The organism is Clostridia bacterium (assembly GCA_017405765.1).
GTDB lineage: Bacteria > Bacillota > Clostridia > Oscillospirales > RGIG577 > RGIG577.
The window spans coordinates 25,995-46,052 of sequence record JAFQZS010000041.1; the positions used below are offsets into that span (position 1 = coordinate 25,995).

A 20,058-nucleotide genomic window follows, 5' to 3' on the forward strand; every position below is an offset into this window, starting at 1 on the left:
AAAAATCAGTCAAGCATCAAATTCATATAGCAGGTTTGTCCCTTAAGAACAAATCGCATAACTTCAGCCGGTGAAAGCGCTTCGTCGTAAGCCTCATCGGAAATCTTTGAAACGACGCCGTCACTCAGTCTGTATACGCCCGTATTCACGCTTATATTATCGTCTTTTACCGACAGTGCAAGGCTTTCTTCTTCATGTGCCGCCGCGTATGCGCCAAGCACGTCAAAAACACTCACGGCGCGTATCATGCCGCGGCGATATGCGCCGTCCTCGCGGGCGTTTCTCGGGCGCGAGATCATTTTTAATTTTTCCGTATCGTAAAGTGACGCCGCATATGATAAAAGCGCGCCCCTAACTTTATTTTCGCTTGCGCAAAGCTCCTTAACTAGGCATCCGCCGCTGTCGCTTATCACAAAACACGCGCCGTCTATGCGCCCGTTCGTCTTATGTATGAGTACGCGTCCCTTTCCCAGACGGTGATCCGTAAGCACCGCCTTGAGATCCTTTAGGCTTTTTTTTATATAGAACGGCTCATCTCTGAAATAGTCGCGATAAAAGCGATAAAGCGCTTCATCGTCCCTACTTTCGCTTACTTCTTCGTTGAAAGCGCCGCTTTTATTTATGTAAACTTCATCTTTTTTTAAGTAAAACGCCTCCGTAAAACCGAAGCCGGCGTAATAATCATAAAGCCAGCCTTCTGCCGGTATAAGCGTGCAAAACGACGTGTCGGAGTCGTACATGCTCTTAAGCGCATTATTCATAAGCGGGCGCATATAGCCGTGTCCGCGTTCGCTCTTATCGGTAGCCACGCCCATTACATATGCGGCCGAAAGCTCTTTTCCCCAAAAGTTAAACCCGGACCTGGGCATATGAACGGCCGATATAAGCTTCCCCCCGCTCTCAAAAAGCATAATGCTTTCAGGTGCAGTCTTATACTTAAATATCACTTTGTCTATATAAACGTCCGGGTCGCCGAACGTATCTCGCCACAACGCTTTAAGAGCAGGCTCGTCAGACGGCTTCCAAAGGCGTATCATAACTTATACACCGCGATATCCTTTGAAAGTATCTCAACGGGACGATACGACAGCTTCGATTTTCTTAAGCCCTCGTCGCCCAGATCCTCCTCGCGGTTCATATACGTAAAGCCCTCGCAGCATATCTTTGCCATCTGCATACATATCATCGAATAAACGCCGTCGTACTTCGTCAGCGCCTTTTCTATATGAACGTCAAACGTATCCTCCGTTATTTCAGAGCCTATCGAATATGCCGCAGGCTCGTCGTCAACATAAAGAATGAGTCCGCGCACGGGCAGATCGAAATACGCGGAAAGCACCGTTCTTACGGCGCAGGTCTCGTCGCTCAAACTGCCGTCCGCGCCGTCGCACTCGTTCTCGGCGCACCACTGCGTCTGTATTATAACGCAATCCTCGATATTGTCGCGCGTTATCTCCTCCACGCGCCAATTGTACGTCGCCTGGAACTTATTTATATGATTCTTCTTGCCGTGGAGCTTCTTTCCGCTGTACGTCGAAAGCTTCTCTCTTTCGTAAAGATAATCGTACCCGTCGCGGTTCGTGGTAAACTCAAACGCCGTGCCCATAAGTGTCTCAAGGCTTTCTCTTACTTCCTTCGGCACTGATACGAGCTTGAGCTTTATATCAAGCTCCTTCGCATAATCGACGAGGCGCATCACCGCCTTTTTAAAGTCGCCGTCTCCGATCGGCGGCAAAAAGGCGTAATCCTTCGGCTGTGCGCCGACGCGGATAAAGAGCATACCGTCCTCTATTGCGAACGACGTGCCGTATATCGTTCGCCATGCATACATATTCACGAACGAAAAGTCGCAGATGCGGTATTTTTGAGCTTTAAGATAAGCCGAAAGAAGCGCCTCGTGCGAAAGCTCTATATTTTCAAAACTCAAAGTTTCAGTCTTTATTTCCACCTGCTGCAAGTGAAAACACCTCCCGTGAAATATCCTCTATTTCTCTTATTTTTTCTTCTTTTACGCATTTTACCTTTTTCCAGCCGAGATAATCCGCCGCCTGAAGCGCCGCATCATAACAGCCGAAAAGATATTTTTTTGAGGCCTCATGTATGTCTCGGCTCTTTGAATTGTCTATCTTGTTATTTCGCCCTTCCATAAGCTTAATCGATACGGCGGGCGGCACATCCAGAAAAATCACCGTATCGGGCTTAGGCAGCTTAAGTCGCTCGAATTCATACTCGTAAAGCCAGTCAAAATATTCTTTACGCGTTTCTTTTGAAAGCTTAACGCCCTGATGTATCGCGTTCGAAGTAGTATAGCGGTCGGCTATGACGACGCCGCCGCCTTCATAAAAGCTTTTCCAATATTTAAGATAAGACGCGCATCTGTCAACGGCATAGAACGACGACGCCATATAGGCGTTCACGTCGGCGGGATCCGTGCCGAACTCGCCTTTCAAATACATTTTTACGAGCGTGCTCGACTCGTCGTCATAATTGGGGAAGCTTATCATTTTTACGTTTTCCCCCATAGCGCGCATCGCCTTATAAAGAAGCTCGCACTGCGTCTGCTTGCCCGAAGCGTCAAGGCCGTCGATAACTATAAGCTTTCCCATCTCAAAGCCCCCGATAATATTCTCTCATCTCTTTTGCGCGTCCGCACGACATTTTGCCCTCGGTACATCCGCCCGAAGCGCATCCCGGACCGGCGTTCTTAAAAAGCGCCGGAGCTGTGCGCTTAACTTCCTTTAACATGTCCGTCGCCACGGCGCGTATCTCCCACTGGGCGCGATTGCAGCATCGCAGTCTGAAAAAGTTGTGAAGGCTTCGGGCGTTCATTGTGATTATCATTTTCGTTTCGCACGCATTGGGAAGAACGAAACGCGCATCTTCGATAGCTTTTTTGGATGCGGCGCGCCGTGCTTCGCGTTCGGGCTTGCCTTGGGCCGTGAACGTCTCATAATGCTTCTTTTCAAGTATGTCCGCAAGCGCATTGTAGCTTTTCTGCGCGTCCTCCATCGACTTTTTGAATATATTCAACGCCTCTGGCTCGCTCTCTATTTCGGGCGGCACGACATATTCGAACTGCCCCTCCTTAACATATCTCTGCGATTTTACGGAAAACGAAGCTATGCGGTGGCGCGTTATCTGCGCAAGCAGGCTTCTTGATACGCCCTCAATAAGGAAAGTAAACGAAGCGTGTTCAATAGGGCTCTGATGTCCCAGATCGGAGAGCATATCTATAAAGTCGGCCGCGCTCTCATCGTCTATGCCGTTTAAAAGCTCATCTCCGGCGCTGCTTGAATAACACAGCTTTGCCGCTGCCGCAACGATTTTCTGAGGCTCGGGCGTATAAGCTATCAGCGTAACCTTATGCTCCATTTTTCACTACCTCGCTTTCTCTAAGCTTCTGCGTTTTTTCTCTCTTGATACGTTATTTAAGAATACCGGTATCTTCATCATACGGCGCATGCGCTTCGGATTCGTCACGAGGCGGTAAAGCCACTCAAGGCCCATGCGCGACATCCATGCAGGCGCGCGCTTTACATTCCCCGCAAATATATCCATGCTGCCGCCGAGTCCTATCATGACCTTGGCGCATGTATCTTTAAGATGCCTCTTAATAAATATCTCCTGTTTCGGCGCGCCCAGGCAAACAAAGCAAATATCGGCCTCGCATTCGTTTATCTTGTTAACGATGCGCTCCTCGTCGGAAAAGTATCCGTCGTTAGTGCCGCAGATATCAATGCGCGGATATTTGTTTTTTATATTCTCTGCGGCTCTTTCGGCAATGCCCGGCGCCGCTCCGAGAAGGAAGAGACGATATTCGCCCGTTTCTATATATCTTAAAAGGTTCGTCGCAAGCTCAAACCCCGGCACCCTCCCTTTTAACGGAGTTCCTAGCATTTTTGCGGCATATATTACGCCTATGCCGTCAGCTACCGTAAGTGAAGCGGAGTTTATCACTTCCATAACGGAAGGATCGTCTACGCAAAGCTGAACGATCTCGGGATTTGGCGTTACGATCATGTCCGTCTCGTTGTTTTTAAGCAGGCGTAAAACCTCCATGATGGCCTCGTCCATTGTTACATTATCGAATTTTACGCCTAAAATATCGACCTTTTCCATTTTGTCCTCCGAAGGGAATGTATATAAGTAAGTATACGCAGCGTATAAGTCTTTAAAGTCAACAGCATCCGTATTATAATCAATGTATTGTATCATATATGCAAAAATTTTTCAAGCAAAATCGACTCAATGCCTAAATACGGCATTTTTTTGATAATATGCAGCGTGTTTTTGTCCCTGCAATTTGACATATACGCAAACATTTTCAAAACGAACGCGCTTTTTTCACTCCGTCTTCACAAGACCGCCATATTTGCAGGCTACAATGTAATCACAACAGACAAGGAGGTAATCCAAAATGAAAAAACATCTGCCTGTAAAAATAATGTCAATGATACTTGCAGTCGTGTTCCTTCTCGCCATGCTGGCGGGCTGCCAGGTCTCGAATTCTGACGATGGCAGCAGCGAAAAATACGTAAACCCCGACGTCACCGCAGACGTCACTTATACGTTCACGAACTCGGGCGTGACCGCAGACTCGGGCGGCGGCGACAGCATAAAGGGCACGAGCGTAATAATAACCTCTCCCGGCACTTACGCCTTCACGGGAGAGTGCTCCGACGGATACATCCTCGTGACTGAGGGCTCGGGCGACGTTACGCTTATTCTGAACGGACTTGATCTTACTTACGGCGAGGGAGCGCCCATAAAAGCGGAGGGCAGCGATTCCAATGTGACCATCACCCTTGCGGAGGGGACCCAAAACTCGGTCTCCGATACAGACCGCAGCGAAGAAAAACCGAAATCGGCCGTAAATTCCGACGGCGACCTTACGATAAACGGCACGGGCGCGCTCACGGTGACCGGCAATAATAAAAACGGCATAAAGGCCGACGGCAGCCTTACGATAGAAGACGCAAGCGTTACCGTAATAAGCACGGACGACGGCATATGCGCCGACAGTGCGCTTACGATAAACTCCGGTAATATCGACATAACAAGCGGCGGCGATGCGATAAAATCCTCGCCAGACGCGGTAAGCGACACGACCCCCGCAATAATAACCGTAAACGGCGGCAATATCACACTTAACGCAAAGGGCGATGCAATAACGTCCGACGGCGAGATCATCGTAAACGGCGGCAGCTTCAACGTCACCACGGAAAGCAGCGGCGAAAGCGACAGCCAAAAGGCGTTCAAATCGGCCGGTACTATAACGGTAAACGGCGGCGATTTCAATATCAACGCCGCAGACGACGCTTTCCACAGCGACACATACGTATATATCCTGGGCGGAAATATGACGATAAACTCGGCTGACGACGCGTTCCACGCCGACACCTCGCTTATAATAGGGACCCTGGGCGGCAGCGATGACGATATAAACATAAATATCGAAAGCAGTCTTGAAGGTCTCGAGGGAGGTACAGTATACGTATATTCCGGCAATATCGATATAACGGCCTCAGACGACGGAATAAACGCCGCGGGAGGCGACGGGGGCTCGGGCGGCGACACATTCAATCCCGGCGGAGGCGGCGGTATGGGCCCCGGCGTTATGGGAGGACGCGGCGGTCACGGTATGCATGGAAATATGTCCGGCGATATGTCGAGCGATGCTTTCGGCGAACGCCCCGAAAGGCCGTCCGGCAACACAGACGGAGACTTCCCCGGCGAACCTCCCGAAGGCTTTGACGGCAATATGGACGGCGACTTCCCGAGCGAACCGCCCGAAGGCTTTGACGGCGAACTGCCGGACGAAGCTTTTGACACGGCGTCGGCCAACGCAGGCTTTACCGTTCCCGAATCAAACGGCGAAGACTACGCCGTACATATCTACGGCGGCAATATCACGGTAAACTGCAAAGGCGACGGCATTGATTCAAACGGCAATATATACGTTTATGGCGGTACGACTCTCGTTTATGCAAGCGAAGACGGCGGCAACGGCGCGATAGATTACGGAGACGTAAACTCAAGCCTCACCGTGACGGGCGGCACTCTTCTGGCTGTAGGCAACGCGCAAATGGCGCAGGGGCCGGGCGCGCAGAGCACACAGCAAAGCGTTACGTTCATGCTTTCGACGAATTTAAGTTCGGGCGACGACGTCACGATAACGGACGAGAGCGGCAATACGGTATTTGAGTTTGAGTCGGTAAAACGCGCAGATCATATCGTATTCACCTCGGAAGACATATCTTCGGGAACGTACACCTTATATGTAAACGGCAGCGCCGTTTCAACGTGCGAGGCTAACTGAATACCGGATCCTAAAAGAGTCGGGGGTAAAACGGCCCCCGGCTCTTTTTATTCCCGTGCCTGTTTTAAAAACGGCGTAAAAGCCTTGACTTATACGTTTAATTAAGTATAATGTTTATTACTGTCCGAAAAAGCGCGTCTTTTTCGGACAAATATTGTTTTGCGAGTGATTTCAAAAAATGGAAAAACCCAAGAAAACCAAGGGGTCGGGCAATTTTTCGGGACAGCTCGGCTTCGTTCTAGCGGCTGCGGGCAGCGCCGTGGGCGTCGGCAACCTGTGGAGGTTCCCCTATCTTGCCGCAAAAGACGGCGGCGGTCTTTTTATAATCGTATATCTCGTTTTGGTGCTTACGTTCGGCTTTACGCTGCTCACGTCGGATATAGCGGTAGGACGCAGAACGAAAAAAAGCTCCATACACGCCTATGCCGAGATGCATCCTAAGTGGAAATTTTTAGGTGTGCTCACGTTTCTTGTGCCCGTTATCATAATGACGTACTATGCCGTTATAGGCGGCTGGATAACGAAGTATTTTACCGTTTACGTCACCGGCATGGCCGAAGCTGCGGCGGAAGACGGCTTTTTCGTATCGTTCATCACCTCGCCTGTCTCCCCCGTTTTCTTCGCGCTTATCTTTATGGCATTCACCTCCGTCATAGTCTACAACGGCGTTGAAGGCGGCATAGAAAAGGTATCTAAATTCATCATGCCCGTTCTGCTCGTTATGATAATCGGCATAACCGTCTTCGTGCTCACTATCAGCCATACGGACGGCTCCGGCGTTACTAGAACGGGACTTGAGGGACTTTTGGTATATTTTAAGCCAAACTTTGACGGCGTTACTCCGGGACGCTTTTTGCAGATACTTCTAGATGCAATGAGTCAGCTCTTCTTCTCGCTGAGCGTTTCGATGGGCATAATGATAACTTACGGCTCATACGTAAAGCCGGAGGTAAATTTAAATAAGTCGATAAATCAGATAGAAGTTGTCGATACGGGCGTTGCGCTGCTTGCGGGCGCGATGCTCGTCCCCGCCGTATATGTATTCTCAGGCGTTGAGGGCATGAGCGTGGGCCCGTCCCTTATGTTCGTTTCGCTGCCCAAGGTGTTTTCGTCGATGGGCGCGGCAGGACCCGTTATAGGCGGCGTATTCTTCATCATGGCGGCGTTTGCGGCGCTGACCTCGTGCATATCCGTGCTCGAACCTATCGTTGCGAACTGTATGGAGATCTTCAAGTCAACGCGAAAAAAGACGACGCTCGTGCTTACCGTGATATATATGGCGGCGTCCGCCGTTATCGTTTTGGGCTACAGCATATTCTACTTCGAGGTTAAGCTGCCGAACGGCTCGACGGGTCAGCTCCTCGACATAATGGACTACGTAAGCAACAACTTTATGATGCCGTTCGTCTCGCTTCTGTCGTGCATACTCATAGGCTGGGTAGTGGGGCCGCAATGGATAATAGACGAGGTGGAGTCGAGCGGACACAAGTTCACGCGCAAGGCTCTTTACCGCGTTATGATAAAATACGTCGCTCCGATAATGATGTTCGTGCTGTTTTTGCAGTCTACGGGAGTTTTGGGGCTCGTAATAAAGTAGATCGTTCGCGGCGCGCTCCCGCAAAATCGCGGGGGCGCGTTTTTTGTTTTAAAGATTTATAATTATTGACAATTCGTTCGTTTAATGTTATATTCTGAAATTGGTAAATATATCTTTACTGTTTTACGGGGTGTTTTATGGCCGAAAAATTCAAGCTGACTAAAAAAATGTTCATATCGCTCGTCGTAGTTATAATAGGCTCGTTCATGTCTTCTTTAAGCTCGACTATAGTAACGCCTGCGCTTCCGAGCATTATATCCACCTTCGATATAACGGCTGCGGACGCTGGGTGGCTCACGACCGTATATCTTCTCGTTATGGGAATAATGGTGCCCGTTACGGCGTATCTCATAACGCGCTTCTCGACAAAGCTGCTTTTCTGCATCTCCATGGTATGCTTCGCCGTAGGAACGGCGCTCGCCGCAATATCGCCCGCATTCTGGGTGCTTATCGCGGGCCGAGTCGTGCAGTCGCTCGGAAGCGGCATACTCGTGCCGCTCGTTACCACGATGATACTTTGGATGTTCCCCAAAGAGCGGCGCGGAGGCGCGATGGGCACGATAGGTCTTATCGTCGGCGCCGCGCCCATAGTAGGTCCCGCGCTTTCCGGCTGGATGACCGATATGTGGGGCTGGCGCTCCATTTTTGCCGCCATAATACCTATCGCCGTAATAGATATCGTGCTCGCGCTTTTCTTCCTTGAAAATCAGACGACTCCCAGAAAGGCTTCGCTTGACAAGCTCTCGCTCCTTCTTTCGACCGTGGGCTTTTTTGCTGTTCTCTACGCCTTCGGATCGGTATCTAATATGGGTTGGACAAATCCCATAGTCATAATATGCACGATAGTCGGCGTTATAGCGGTAATTGCAATGTTCCGCCGTCAGACAAGGCTTTCGGAACCGTTTCTCGATGTGAGGACGTTAAAGAGCGTGCCGTTTCTTATTGGCACGATACTTTCGATGATAGTATTCGCCGCGCTTCTGTTCGCGGGAGTGCTGATACCTATATTCCTTCAGAACGTATCGGGCTACAGCGCGACGCAGTCGGGACTTATCCAAGTGCCGGGCGCAGCCGTCATGGCGGCAATGAACCCGATAAGCGGTATTATCCTCGATAAAAAAGGTCCTCGCGGTCTTAGCATCGCAGGCTTTACCTTCATGGTGATCGGCACGATATTCTTTGTTGTATGCACACCTCAAACGCATGTGGCGCTCATATGCACGATGTTCTCACTTCGCGCCGTCGGCATCGCGTTCATACTTATGCCCCTCACGACGTGGGGTATGAACTCGCTTGAAAACAAGGTGCTTGCCCACGCTACCGCGATAAACAATACGTTAAGACAGGTCGCAGGCTCGCTTGGAACTGCCGTTTTCGTGACCGTGTACTCCATAAGTACTCAGAATTCGATGGCTTTGGGTCCGATAGATGCTCAGATGCACGGCTTCCACGTTGCATTCCTAAGCTCGATGATCTTAATGATAGTCGGTCTCGTGCTGTGCTTAATCTTCGTTAAGGATAACAGGGGCAAAAAGAAGCTCCCCGCGGGCGAAAGGGCAGGCGCGCTGCCCGACGCCGACAAAACAGCCCTGCCCGAGGGCGAAAAATCATAAACATATAGATAACTGTGCTGTTTATGAAATAAATCTCCCCGTATAAAACAGATAAAAAGACGCTTCCGAAGGGACTTTCGTCCCCATGAAAGCGTCTTTCTTTTATGCACATTTTTAAAAGAGCTCTTTTGCTATAGCCCAATTATTATTTTAACTCCATTATCCTTTTTACGGCTTTTTTAACGTTATCGCGGTCGCCGAAGGCCGTAAGGCGAAAATATCCCTCTCCGTTCTTTCCGAAACCGGCGCCCGGCGTTCCCACTACGTCGGCCTCTCTTAAAAGATGATCGAAATATTCCCACGAGGTCATCCCGTCGGGACATTTAAGCCAGATATACGGCGAATGTACTCCGCCCGAAAACTCTACGCCCGCGCTACAAAGCGCATCCGCAATTATACGCGCGTTTTCTTTATAATATGCGATGCTTTCCTTTATCTCACGCTGCCCCGCTTCGGTAAACACGGCTTCTGCGCCGCGCTGCACGATATAGGGCACGCCGTTAAATTTAGTTGTCTGACGTCTTAACCACATCTTCATAAGCGACTTTCCGCCGCGCAAAAGAGTATTCGGCACTACAGTATACCCGCATCGCGTACCCGTAAATCCCGCCGTCTTCGAAAGCGAGCATATCTCCACGGCGCAGGTGCGAGCGCCCTCTATCTCGTATATCGAATGAGGCAGGCTGTCATCTGATATGAACGCCTCATATGCCGCGTCGAAAAGAATCACCGCATCGCAGGCGTTGGCCCAATCCACCCACTTTTTAAGACCCTCGCGCGTATATACCGCGCCGGTGGGATTATTTGGCGAGCAGATGTATACTATATCTCCGCGCAGAGAATCGTCGGGCAGCGGCAAAAAATTATTCTTGGCGTCAGCGTTAAGAAAAGCAATATTGCGTCCCGCCATGATATTGGTGTCTACATATACGGGATATACGGGATCGGGTATGAGCGCCGTATTGTCCGCGCCGAAGAGATCCAGCATATTGCCGAGATCGCTCTTCGCGCCGTCCGAGATGAAGATCTCCGAAACATCGAGAAAAACGCCGCGTCTTTTATAATACCCTGCTATTGCCTCTCTTAAAAAAGGGTAGCCCTGCTCGTCGCCGTAGCCGTGAAACGTCTCTTTATTTCCCATTTCAAGCGAAGCTTTCACCATAGCGTTGACCGCGCTTTTACAAAGCGGCAGCGTAACGTCGCCTATGCCCAATCTTATTATGTCGGCTTCGGGATGCTTTTCTTTATACTCTCTCACCTTTCTTGCAATGTCGGAAAAGAGATAGTTTTCTTTAAGGTCGTTATAGTTTTCGTTTATCCTCACGGCTTCTGTATTCCTCCATAACGAACTATGGGCTCGAGCTTATGAAGGCTTCTGTTATGATAACGCTCTATAATTGCACGGTCCTTGTCGTTTGCTTCTCCCGTCGTTATGAACTTGTCTATCGCCGCATATGTCACGCCCATGTCCTTCTCGTCGGTCTGACCGTCGTAAAGTCCCGCAGAGGGCGCCTTTTCGATTATCGAAAGCGGAGCCTCGAGATATCTTAAAAACTCGAACACCTCGGTCGCAGTCAGATCGAATATAACGTTGAAGTCATGCGCGCCGTCACCCCACTTCGTAAAATAGCCCATATACGCCTCGCTTCTGTTGCCCGTTCCGGCAACGAGCCTGCCCTCCGACTGGCCTATCGCGTAAAGCGTTGCCATGCGAAGACGCGGCGCAATGTTCGATATCGCCTCCGGCGAAAGCGTGCTCACCTTCGACGCGCTCTTTATTATCTCCTCGCGCGCCGCCGTCAGATCGACAGTACGGTTCTCAATACTAAACTTCTTCGCAACGGCGTTCGCGTCGTCGGTATCGCTGCCGTAATTTTGCTTTGACGCACACGGCATTATTATGCCTACGGTATTCTCACACGCCATCTTGCAGATTATACCCACAAGCGCCGAATCCTTTCCTCCGGAATTTCCGAATACTATACCCTTTGCTCCCGTTTTCTTTAAAAGGTCGCGTACAAACTGTATGCGGTTCTCAAGCTCAGCCTTATAGTCGCGCATAATATCTCTCCTTACGTTATTTTTTTATATCTCCGTTGTTCCCTCAAATACCTTTTTCGCGTCGCCCGTCATATATACGGCCTCGTCGGTGTATCGGATATGAAGCTCGCCGCCCAAAAGTATCACTCTTATGTCGCGTTCCTTGTCGCAGTGTCCGTTTAAAACAGCTGCAACTGCCGCCGCGCACGCGCCTGTACCGCAGGCAAGCGTTTCGCCGCTGCCGCGCTCCCATACTCGCATCTTTAATACGTTGTCGCCCGCTATCTGGATAAATTCAGTATTCACACGCTCCGGAAACAGCGTGTCATACTCAAATTTTGGGCCTATCTTTTCAAGATCCAGCCTCTCAACATCATCTGCGAACACCACGCAGTGAGGATTGCCCATTGAAACGCATGTTATGTCATACGGTGTGCCGCCGATTATAACGTGACGGCCTACAACGCTTTCTCCGTCCAAAAGCACAGGTATCTTTTCGGGCGAAAGCTCGGCGCGTCCCATATCCACTACTGCTTTCATTACGCGGTCGTTCTGCGTTATCACTCTTATCTTCTTTATACCGGCAAGCGTCTCTATCGTCATCTCGCTTTTATAAACGCGCTTTGTGTCGTAAAGATACTTTGCAACGCAGCGTATGGCGTTTCCGCACATTTCACCCTCGCTCCCGTCAAGATTGAACATGCGCATGCGCGCGTCGGCAACTTCTGACGGGCAAATAAGCACTATTCCGTCTCCGCCTATTCCGAAATGGCGGTCCGAGAGCAAAACTGACAGCGATTCCGGCGACTCTATCGTTCTTTCAAAGCAATCGATATATATATAGTCGTTTCCCGCGCCGTGCATTTTTATGAAATCAAGCCTCATCTTCTCGCTCCTCATATTGTTTATGTCTATAAGTTCAGTATTTATCTCGCTGTAGCGGCTCATAAGGCTTTCGGCTACGGCGTTGGCAGTATCTATCGACGTAAGGCACGGTATGCGGAGCTGGCTTGCACGCCGCCTTATCTTTACGCTGTCAAGCTGCGGATTTCTGCCCTTTGCCGAAGTCGAGATAATGTAATTTATCTTACCGCTCTCTATCAGCGTCATGGTGTTCTCGTCGCGCCGCTCGTGTATCTTCTGCACGGCGGTGACCGAAAAGCCCGCGCGTGAAAGCACCTTTGCCGTACCCTCGGTCGCGTAAAGCTCAAATCCCATATCGGCAAATTTCTCCGCGACGTCGACTATTTCGAGCTTGTCGGACGTGCGCACCGTGATAAATACGCCGCCCGCCTTCTTCATCGGATAGCCTGCCGCAACAAGTCCTTTGTAAAGCGCTTCCTTAAGATTCTTGCCTATGCCCAAAACCTCGCCCGTTGATTTCATCTCGGGGCCTAACTGAGTGTCAACGTCCGTAAGCTTCTCAAACGAAAATACGGGCACCTTTACCGCAGTGAACGGCGAAATTTTATATATCCCCGTGCCGTAGCCCAGATCTCTTAGCTTCATGCCGAGCGACGTCTTTACCGCAAGGTCGCACATCGGCACGCCCGTTACCTTGCTCAGATACGGAACGGTGCGCGAAGCGCGCGGATTTACCTCTATCACGTAAATATCGTCCGGCGCAACTATGTACTGTATATTCGCAAGACCGGATACGTTCAGTCCGGCGCAGAGGTCGCGCGTTATTTTAAGCACCTTTGCCGCCGTCGCGTCGTCAATAGAGGGAGGCGGATATACTGCTATCGAGTCGCCCGAATGTATGCCCGTGCGCTCGACATGCTCCATAATGCCGGGTATGAGTATGTCGTCGCCGTCGCATATCGCGTCCACCTCGATCTCGATGCCGCTTAAATATTTGTCGATAAGCACGGGATTATCCTCATTGTGGCGCAGGATTATCTCCATATATTCTTCGATATCGCGGTCGCCGAAGGCGATTATCATGTTCTGACCGCCGAGCACATACGATGGGCGCATGAGCACGGGATATCCGAGATCTGCCGCCGCCGCAAGCGCCTCCTCGGTCGTCATTACCGTATGTCCGCGCGGACGCTTTATCGAAAGGCGCTCCAAAAGCTCGTCGAAGCGCTCCCTGTCCTCCGCCATATCTATCGTATCGGCTGACGAGCCGATTATCGGCACGTTGTTTTCTTTGAGCGTCTTTGTAAGCTTTATCGCCGTGCCGCCGCCGAATGCTACGATGACTCCCACGGGCTTAACAAGGTTTATTATGTGCATGACGTCCTCGGGGCAGAGCGGCTCGAAAAAGAGCTTGTCGGCCGTGTCGAAGTCGGTCGACACCGTTTCGGGGTTGTTGTTTATTATTATTACCTCGTAGCCCAGCGCTTTCAGCGTATGCACGCAGTGTACCGAAGCATAGTCAAACTCTATGCCCTGTCCTATCCTTATGGGTCCGGAGCCCAAAACGAGCACCTTTTTCTTTTCATCGCTTTTTAAGAATTCTCCGGCCTCGTTTAAGCCGCCGGAAGCCGGCGTGTCGAACGTCTGGTAAAAATACGGCGTTTCGGCCTTGAATTCTCCCGCGCACGTATCTACCATACGATACGTAGGCTCCAAAGAAAAGCCGAAGTCCGCGCCGCTTATGCGCTTTATAGCCGCGTCGGTGTAGCCCAGCTTCTTTCCGCGTATATACTGCTCCTCGTTTACGGCTCCGCGTATCTCCTTTTCAAAATTGCAAAGCTTTAAAAGCTTATATAAAAACCAGTTGTCGATCATCGTGACGCGATGTATCTCATCGGGCGTATATCCGCGCTTCAGCGCCTCGAACACGGCGAAAAGCCGCTCGTCGGTAGCGTTATGCATAAGCGTTATAAGCTCATCATCCGAAAGCTTCGTCATCGTATCAAGATTTAAAGTATCAAGCGATATCTCCGCGCCGCGCACGGCCTTCATTATCGCCGCTTCAAACGTGTCGGCAATGGACATGACCTCGCCCGTGGCCTTCATCTGCGTGCCAAGCTCTCGCTTTGCGTATACGAATTTGTCAAACGGCCACTTTGGAAATTTTACGGCCACATAGTCCAAGGCGGGCTCGAACGCCGCGTAAGTCTTGCCCGTAACGGCATTCTTTATCTCGTCGAGCGTATATCCTATGGCTATCTTCGTTGCGACCTTCGCAATAGGATAGCCCGTAGCCTTTGACGCAAGCGCCGACGAACGCGATACGCGCGGATTTACCTCTATCACGGCGTATTCAAAGCTCGTCGGATGGAGCGCAAACTGGCAGTTGCAGCCGCCCTCGACGCCGAGCGCGTCGATTATTTTAAGCGCTGCGCTTCGAAGCATCTGATACTCCTTATCGGAAAGAGTGACCGCCGGAGCTATAACGATGCTGTCGCCCGTATGGATGCCTACAGGGTCGAAATTCTCCATGGAGCAAACAGTTATCACGTTGCCCATTGAGTCGCGCATCACCTCGAACTCTATCTCTTTCCATCCCGCTATGCACTTTTCGACGAGTATCTGATGTATCGGCGACACCTCGAGGCCGGTAGACGCTATATCGAAAAGCTGCGTCTCGTCGTTTGCGATACCGCCGCCGCTCCCCCCCAGCGTAAAGGCGGGGCGAACTATTACGGGATATCCTATGGTCTGCGCAAATTTAAGCGCCGCCGATGCGGAGGATACCACTTCCGACGGTATCAGCGGCTGGCCTATCGCCTCCATCGTATCTTTAAAGAGCTGACGGTCCTCGGCACGGTCTATCGTTTCGGGCGACGCGCCCAGAAGCTTTACGCCGTGCGCCGTGAGGAAGCCCTCTTTGGCAAGCTGCATACAAAGCGTAAGTCCCGTCTGTCCGCCGAGTCCCGAAAGTATCGAGTCGGGCTTTTCCTTCATTATTATGCGCTTTACCGTCGTAAGGGTGAGCGGCTCTATATATACCTTGTCGGCCATGGCTTTATCTGTCATTATCGTAGCCGGGTTGGAGTTTACGAGCACTATCTCTATGCCGTCTTCCCTAAGCGCCCTAAGCGCCTGAGTGCCTGCGTAGTCGAACTCCGCCGCCTGACCTATAACTATCGGGCCGGAGCCTATCATAAGTACCTTTTTTATAGATTTATCGAGAGGCATTTTTATTCACCTCCATAAGACCTACAAATCTGTCGAACAAAAATTCCGTGTCGCGCGGGCCGGCACACGCTTCGGGATGGAACTGCACCGAAAACGCGGGCGCGTTCTTATACTCTATGCCCTCGCATGTGCCGTCGTTCGCGTTTATGAAAAGCTCCGACGCAACGGCGGGGTCGATAGATTCTGACACTACGGCGTAGCCGTGGTTCTGGCTAGTTATGTAAACCTTGCCCGTCGTTAGATCCTTCGCGGGCTGATTTGCGCCTCTGTGGCCGTATTTAAGCTTCTCTGTCTTAAAGCCGTATGAAAGCGCCAAAAGCTGATGACCCAAGCATATGCCGAACGTAGGTATGCCAAAGCCGGAGATCTCTTTTAAATTCCTTATTACCTCTTCATTATCGGCGGGGTCGCCCGGTCCGTTTGAAAGCATTAACCCGTCAAGGCTCATATTCTTTACGGTCTCGGGCTTCGTATCGTACGGCAGCACGAAAACGTCGCACCCGCGCGCGTTCAATGAGCGCGCGATGTTCTTTTTCAAGCCGAAATCGAAAAGCCCCACCCTAAAGCGCGCATTCTCCGACTTTATCTCATACGGCTTATCGGTCGATACGCTCTCGACTGATTTTTTTACTCTGTACGCCTTTATCTTCTCCATATCGGCGCGCGCAGGGTCCGACGTTATCATGCCGTTCATAACGCCGCTTTCTCTTATCATTGTAACAAGCGTGCGCGTATCTATTCCCGAAAGTCCCACAACGCCGCGCTCTTTAAAAAAGGTGCCAAGATCGCCCTCCGAACGAAAGTTAGACGGCTCCTCGCACCATTCTTTTACGATATATGCACAGGGCGCGATAACTTCGCCCTCAAAATCAGCGCTTATCACGCCGTAATTCCCAATAAGCGGGAACGTCTGAACAACTATCTGTCCGTGATAGCTCTTATCGGTAAGCGTTTCAAGATAGCCCGTCATGCCGGTGGTAAACACCACCTCGGCTACAACGTCTTTTTCTTTACCGAAGGGTGTGCCTTCAAAGACACACCCGTTTTCCAATACAAGATACGCTTTTTTCATATCTTATTTCGTCTCCTCAAGCTCCTGCTTGTTTATGCCCAGATCGTCAAAACCCACATTATAAAAGCCGGTAAAGCAGCCTACGCAGAAATCGAGCTTGCAGCCGGTGCAGGCCTTTTTCATGCCCTCAAGACTAATATATCCGAGCGAATCAGCGTCTATTTTTTTTCTTATCTCCTCTATGCTCATCTGATTTGCTATAAGCTTGTCCTCCGAGTCAACGTCTGTGCCGAAGTGACATGTATGTCTGAACGGAGGCGAGGAAACACGGAAATGTATCTCTTTTGCGCCGGCGTCGCGAAGGCTCTTTATTATGCGCGCACACGTTGTGCCGCGCACTATAGAGTCGTCAACAAGCACTACGCGCTTACCTTTTACGTTTATCGCAAGCGGATTTAATTTAAGCCTTACGGCCTTTTCGCGCTGCGCCTGCGTCGGGAATATAAAGCTTCTTCCCATATATCTGTTCTTAACAAAGCCCGATGCAAGCGGTATGCCGCTCTGTGCCGCAAAGCCCGCCGCCGCCTCAAGTCCGCTGTCGGGTACGCCGCACACAACGTCCGCCTCCGCCGGATGCTCTATTGCAAGCGTTCTTCCCATATTGTATCGCGCCTCATATACCGAAAGCTCGTCGACTACCGAGTCGGGACGCGCAAAGTATACGTATTCAAAAATGCAAAGGCTGCTCTTATGGTCGGTTTTTACCGTATCGGTATAAGTTATTTCACCGTTTTCTATAACGATTATCTCTCCGGGCTCAACGTCGCGGATGAACTCGAAGTCCTGCGCGTCAAGGCCGCAAGTCTCGCTTGCTACGGCAAGTCCCCATTCGTTTCTTCCTATGCAAAGCGGCCTGAATCCCCACGGATCGCGCATAGCGATAAGCTTGCCGTCGCCCGAAAGGATGCAAAGAGAGAACGCGCCCGAAAGGATATTGCCGGCGTTCTTAACGCCTTTTATAACGTCGTTGCCCTCTCTTATAGTCTCGTATGCCACAAGTGAGGATATGACCTCGGAGTCGCTGGTCGCAGTAAATCTCACGCCGCGGCTCTCAAGTATCTGACGTATGACCTTCGCGTTCACGAGATTGCCGTTATGTACCGTTGCGATACGTCCCGTAAGATATTCAGTCACGAACGGCTGGATATTCGCGTTCGACGACGTGCCCGTAGTAGAATAACGGCAATGTCCCACAGCCACGCGGCTTTTAGGCAGCTTTGAAACGGCCTGATTTGAAAACACCTCGGCCACCAGACCCGCGTTTTTTTGATATATTATCTTATTTCCGGAAAGAACGGCTATGCCCGCTCCCTCCTGTCCTCTGTGCTGAAGTGCCAGAAGACCGTTGTACGTTATTCCGGCCGCTTCCTGAAGCTCTTTTGTGCTTACACCAAATACTGCGCATTCCTCATGCAGTTTACACAAATTATCCACAAAAATCACTCCTCATAAGTTTTAAGAATGTTAAGTGCCACCTCACGCTTTGTCATTCTCATATCCATCGCCTGTTTTTCTATGTAATGATGCGCCTGAGTTTCACTCATCCTTAAATATTCTATCAGGATACACTTGGCTCTGTCAATCAGCCTTATGTCCTCTATTTTTTGAAGAAGAGCCTTATTTTTTGTCTTTAACGCCGACATTCTGTTGGATGCGGCTTTTGCAAGCCTCAGAACGCTTCTCAGAATAGCTGCTTTTACCGGCTTTCCTACAACTAGCACTCCGTCATTCTCTACAGCGCCGGCCATCTCTTCCGAAAGCTCCGCACGCACTAAAAGTATGACCTGGCTTTCACCGTCGCGCGCGAGATCCCGGCTCAGCGCCTCGCCTGTTTCATCCGAAAGCGGAGCGTTGATTATGCACAGGTCGAAATCCCGCTCTATCGTTATACGGCGCGCCTCTCCCGCAGTCTTTACTGTCATTGCGGAAATGATTCCGCTCTCGGAGAGCATCGGCATAAGAAGCTCCGCCGCCTTTTCGTTTGACGACACAACAAGAACGCTGTCCATACGCTCCCCCCTTTAATGCCAAGTCGTCTTATATCAGACGCGTAAAAAATACATCCTGTCGCAGAAAGCTTCTCTGTTCGTTGACAACTCAAACGCCTCGACCTCGCGAGTTTTGCCTGAAATGAAATTTGAAAAAATCTCTTCACCCATAATGCGCCTTGCAAACTCACTGCTTTTCATAATATCGATCGCCTCTTTAAGACTTCTCGGAAGCGGCTGTGATATATCTTCGTCTATTTCAAGTCCTTTTTCTATGCCCTCCATTCCCGCCGCAAGTATAAGCGCAAAAGCAAGGTAAGGATTTGTAGCGGAGTCCGGTGATCTCAGCTCAAGGCTCGTATTCTTTCCCTTTGAAGGAGCCAATATCGCAAGGCTGTTTCTTTTATTATTTGACAGCGTGACAGCGCCCGGCGCCAAAAAGCGTCCGAAACGGTCATAGCTGTTTGTGGTGGGGTTCAGAACTGCCGTTATTTCCTTAATATGCGCAAGCGCTCCGGCAATAAAAGCACGTGCATCATTGTGAAAACGGCTCTTTTCATCGAAAATGTTTTCCCCGTCCTTTTCAAGCGACAGATTTATGTGCAGTCCGTTGCCGTTCTTTTCCGGAAACGGCTTCGGCATAAACGAAGCGTACAGACCGTTCCTTGCCGCTATAGACTTTACAACGTATTTGAAGGTAATAAAATTGTCGGCAGCCTCCAGGGGATCTGCGTATTTAAAATCTATCTCATGTTGTCCCGGACCTGCCTCATGATGCGAAGATTCCGGCGAAATGCCCATTTCCTCAAGTGTAAAGCATATTTCGCGGCGCACGTTTTCCGCACGGTCAAGCGGCATCATGTCAAGGTATCCGCCGCGGTCATGCGGCTCTTTTGTCGGATCGCCGTTTTCGTCTGTTTTAAATAAATAAAACTCGCAGTTCGTACCTATCTTCGCCTCATATCCCGCCGATGAAAGGCGCTTGCTCACACGCTTTAAAAGAGCGCGCGTATCGCATTCAAACGGCGCCCCGTCCGGTTTTTGCATGTCGCAAAAAAGCCTTACCACACGTCCCGAAGAAGGACGCCACGGAAGCACCGACAGCGTTGAAAAATCGGGCTTTAAATAAGTATCCGGCATATTTATCCCGGAAAATCCCATCAACTCCGTATCAAACGATATGCCGCATTCGGCGGCATGGTCAAACGAGCTTGACACTATGGAAATGTTCTTCTGAATGCCGAAAATGTCGCAAAAGGCCAGACGTATGAATTTTACGTCGTTCTCCGAAATAAAGTCTTTGACTTCCTGTTTCGAGTATTTCATTTATGCTC

The 20,058-nt window shown here is 50.3% G+C and carries 15 protein-coding genes; 3 read left to right on the forward strand and 12 right to left on the reverse strand.

Features of this window, described 5'->3' with window-relative positions; all coding sequences use genetic code 11:
- Positions 1-5 precede the first annotated feature (5 nt).
- Genes IJG50_07295 through IJG50_07315 form a run of 5 tightly spaced genes read right to left on the reverse strand, consistent with a single transcriptional unit; the run spans position 6 to position 4,119 of the window.
- Positions 6-1,037, reverse strand: a complete 1,032-nt coding sequence (locus IJG50_07295; GenBank protein ID MBQ3379648.1) for a GNAT family N-acetyltransferase — start codon at positions 1,035-1,037, stop codon at positions 6-8.
- Positions 1,034-1,957 carry a DUF2156 domain-containing protein gene (locus tag IJG50_07300; GenBank protein MBQ3379649.1) on the reverse strand — a complete coding sequence of 308 codons (924 nt, stop codon included), beginning with the start codon at positions 1,955-1,957 and terminating at the stop codon, positions 1,034-1,036. Before IJG50_07300 ends, IJG50_07295 begins: the two co-directional genes overlap by 4 nt.
- A complete protein-coding gene (locus tag IJG50_07305; protein MBQ3379650.1) occupies positions 1,932-2,606 on the reverse strand; it encodes a deoxynucleoside kinase in 675 nt (224 codons plus the stop codon). Before IJG50_07305 ends, IJG50_07300 begins: the two co-directional genes overlap by 26 nt.
- A gap of 1 nt (position 2,607) precedes the next feature.
- Positions 2,608-3,372 carry an FAD-dependent thymidylate synthase gene (locus IJG50_07310; GenBank protein MBQ3379651.1) on the reverse strand — a complete coding sequence of 255 codons (765 nt, stop codon included), beginning with the start codon at positions 3,370-3,372 and terminating at the stop codon, positions 2,608-2,610.
- Positions 3,373-3,378: 6 nt separating this feature from the next.
- Positions 3,379-4,119 carry a WecB/TagA/CpsF family glycosyltransferase gene (locus IJG50_07315; protein MBQ3379652.1) on the reverse strand — a complete coding sequence of 247 codons (741 nt, stop codon included), beginning with the start codon at positions 4,117-4,119 and terminating at the stop codon, positions 3,379-3,381.
- 298 nt (positions 4,120-4,417) lie between these two features.
- Here IJG50_07315 and IJG50_07320 point away from each other — a divergent pair, with 298 nt between their 5' ends.
- The 3 genes from IJG50_07320 to IJG50_07330 all read left to right on the forward strand — a co-directional run bounded on the left by IJG50_07320 (position 4,418) and on the right by IJG50_07330 (position 9,529).
- The gene (locus IJG50_07320; GenBank protein MBQ3379653.1) at positions 4,418-6,319 is read left to right on the forward strand and encodes a carbohydrate-binding domain-containing protein; all 1,902 of its coding nucleotides are present in this window, start codon (positions 4,418-4,420) and stop codon (positions 6,317-6,319) included.
- 178 nt (positions 6,320-6,497) lie between these two features.
- Positions 6,498-7,916 (forward strand): sodium-dependent transporter, encoded by a 1,419-nt coding sequence (locus tag IJG50_07325; GenBank protein ID MBQ3379654.1) that lies wholly within the window; start codon positions 6,498-6,500, stop codon positions 7,914-7,916.
- Between the two features lie 137 nt (positions 7,917-8,053).
- Positions 8,054-9,529 (forward strand): multidrug efflux MFS transporter, encoded by a 1,476-nt coding sequence (locus IJG50_07330; protein MBQ3379655.1) that lies wholly within the window; start codon positions 8,054-8,056, stop codon positions 9,527-9,529.
- Between the two features lie 145 nt (positions 9,530-9,674).
- Here IJG50_07330 and IJG50_07335 read toward each other — a convergent pair whose 3' ends face one another.
- From IJG50_07335 to IJG50_07365, 7 genes are read right to left on the reverse strand one after another with little or no spacing between them, the layout of a single operon-like run.
- The gene (locus tag IJG50_07335; GenBank protein ID MBQ3379656.1) at positions 9,675-10,853 is read right to left on the reverse strand and encodes an LL-diaminopimelate aminotransferase; all 1,179 of its coding nucleotides are present in this window, start codon (positions 10,851-10,853) and stop codon (positions 9,675-9,677) included.
- On the reverse strand, positions 10,850-11,590 hold the full coding sequence (nadE, locus tag IJG50_07340; protein ID MBQ3379657.1) for an NAD(+) synthase: 741 nt from the start codon (positions 11,588-11,590) through the stop codon (positions 10,850-10,852). Before nadE ends, IJG50_07335 begins: the two co-directional genes overlap by 4 nt.
- Before the next feature lie 24 nt (positions 11,591-11,614).
- A complete protein-coding gene (carB, locus tag IJG50_07345; protein MBQ3379658.1) occupies positions 11,615-15,664 on the reverse strand; it encodes a carbamoyl-phosphate synthase large subunit in 4,050 nt (1,349 codons plus the stop codon).
- Positions 15,651-16,736 carry a carbamoyl phosphate synthase small subunit gene (locus tag IJG50_07350; protein ID MBQ3379659.1) on the reverse strand — a complete coding sequence of 362 codons (1,086 nt, stop codon included), beginning with the start codon at positions 16,734-16,736 and terminating at the stop codon, positions 15,651-15,653. The genes carB and IJG50_07350 overlap by 14 nt, the downstream gene beginning before the upstream one ends.
- Positions 16,737-16,739: 3 nt before the next feature.
- Positions 16,740-18,161: an amidophosphoribosyltransferase gene (purF, locus tag IJG50_07355; GenBank protein ID MBQ3379660.1), complete on the reverse strand. Its 1,422-nt coding sequence runs from the start codon at positions 18,159-18,161 to the stop codon at positions 16,740-16,742.
- 14 nt (positions 18,162-18,175) lie between these two features.
- Positions 18,176-18,745: an ANTAR domain-containing protein gene (locus IJG50_07360; GenBank protein MBQ3379661.1), complete on the reverse strand. Its 570-nt coding sequence runs from the start codon at positions 18,743-18,745 to the stop codon at positions 18,176-18,178.
- Between the two features lie 33 nt (positions 18,746-18,778).
- On the reverse strand, positions 18,779-20,050 hold the full coding sequence (locus tag IJG50_07365) for a glutamine synthetase (GenBank protein ID MBQ3379662.1): 1,272 nt from the start codon (positions 20,048-20,050) through the stop codon (positions 18,779-18,781).
- Between the last annotated feature and the right edge of the window lie 8 nt (positions 20,051-20,058).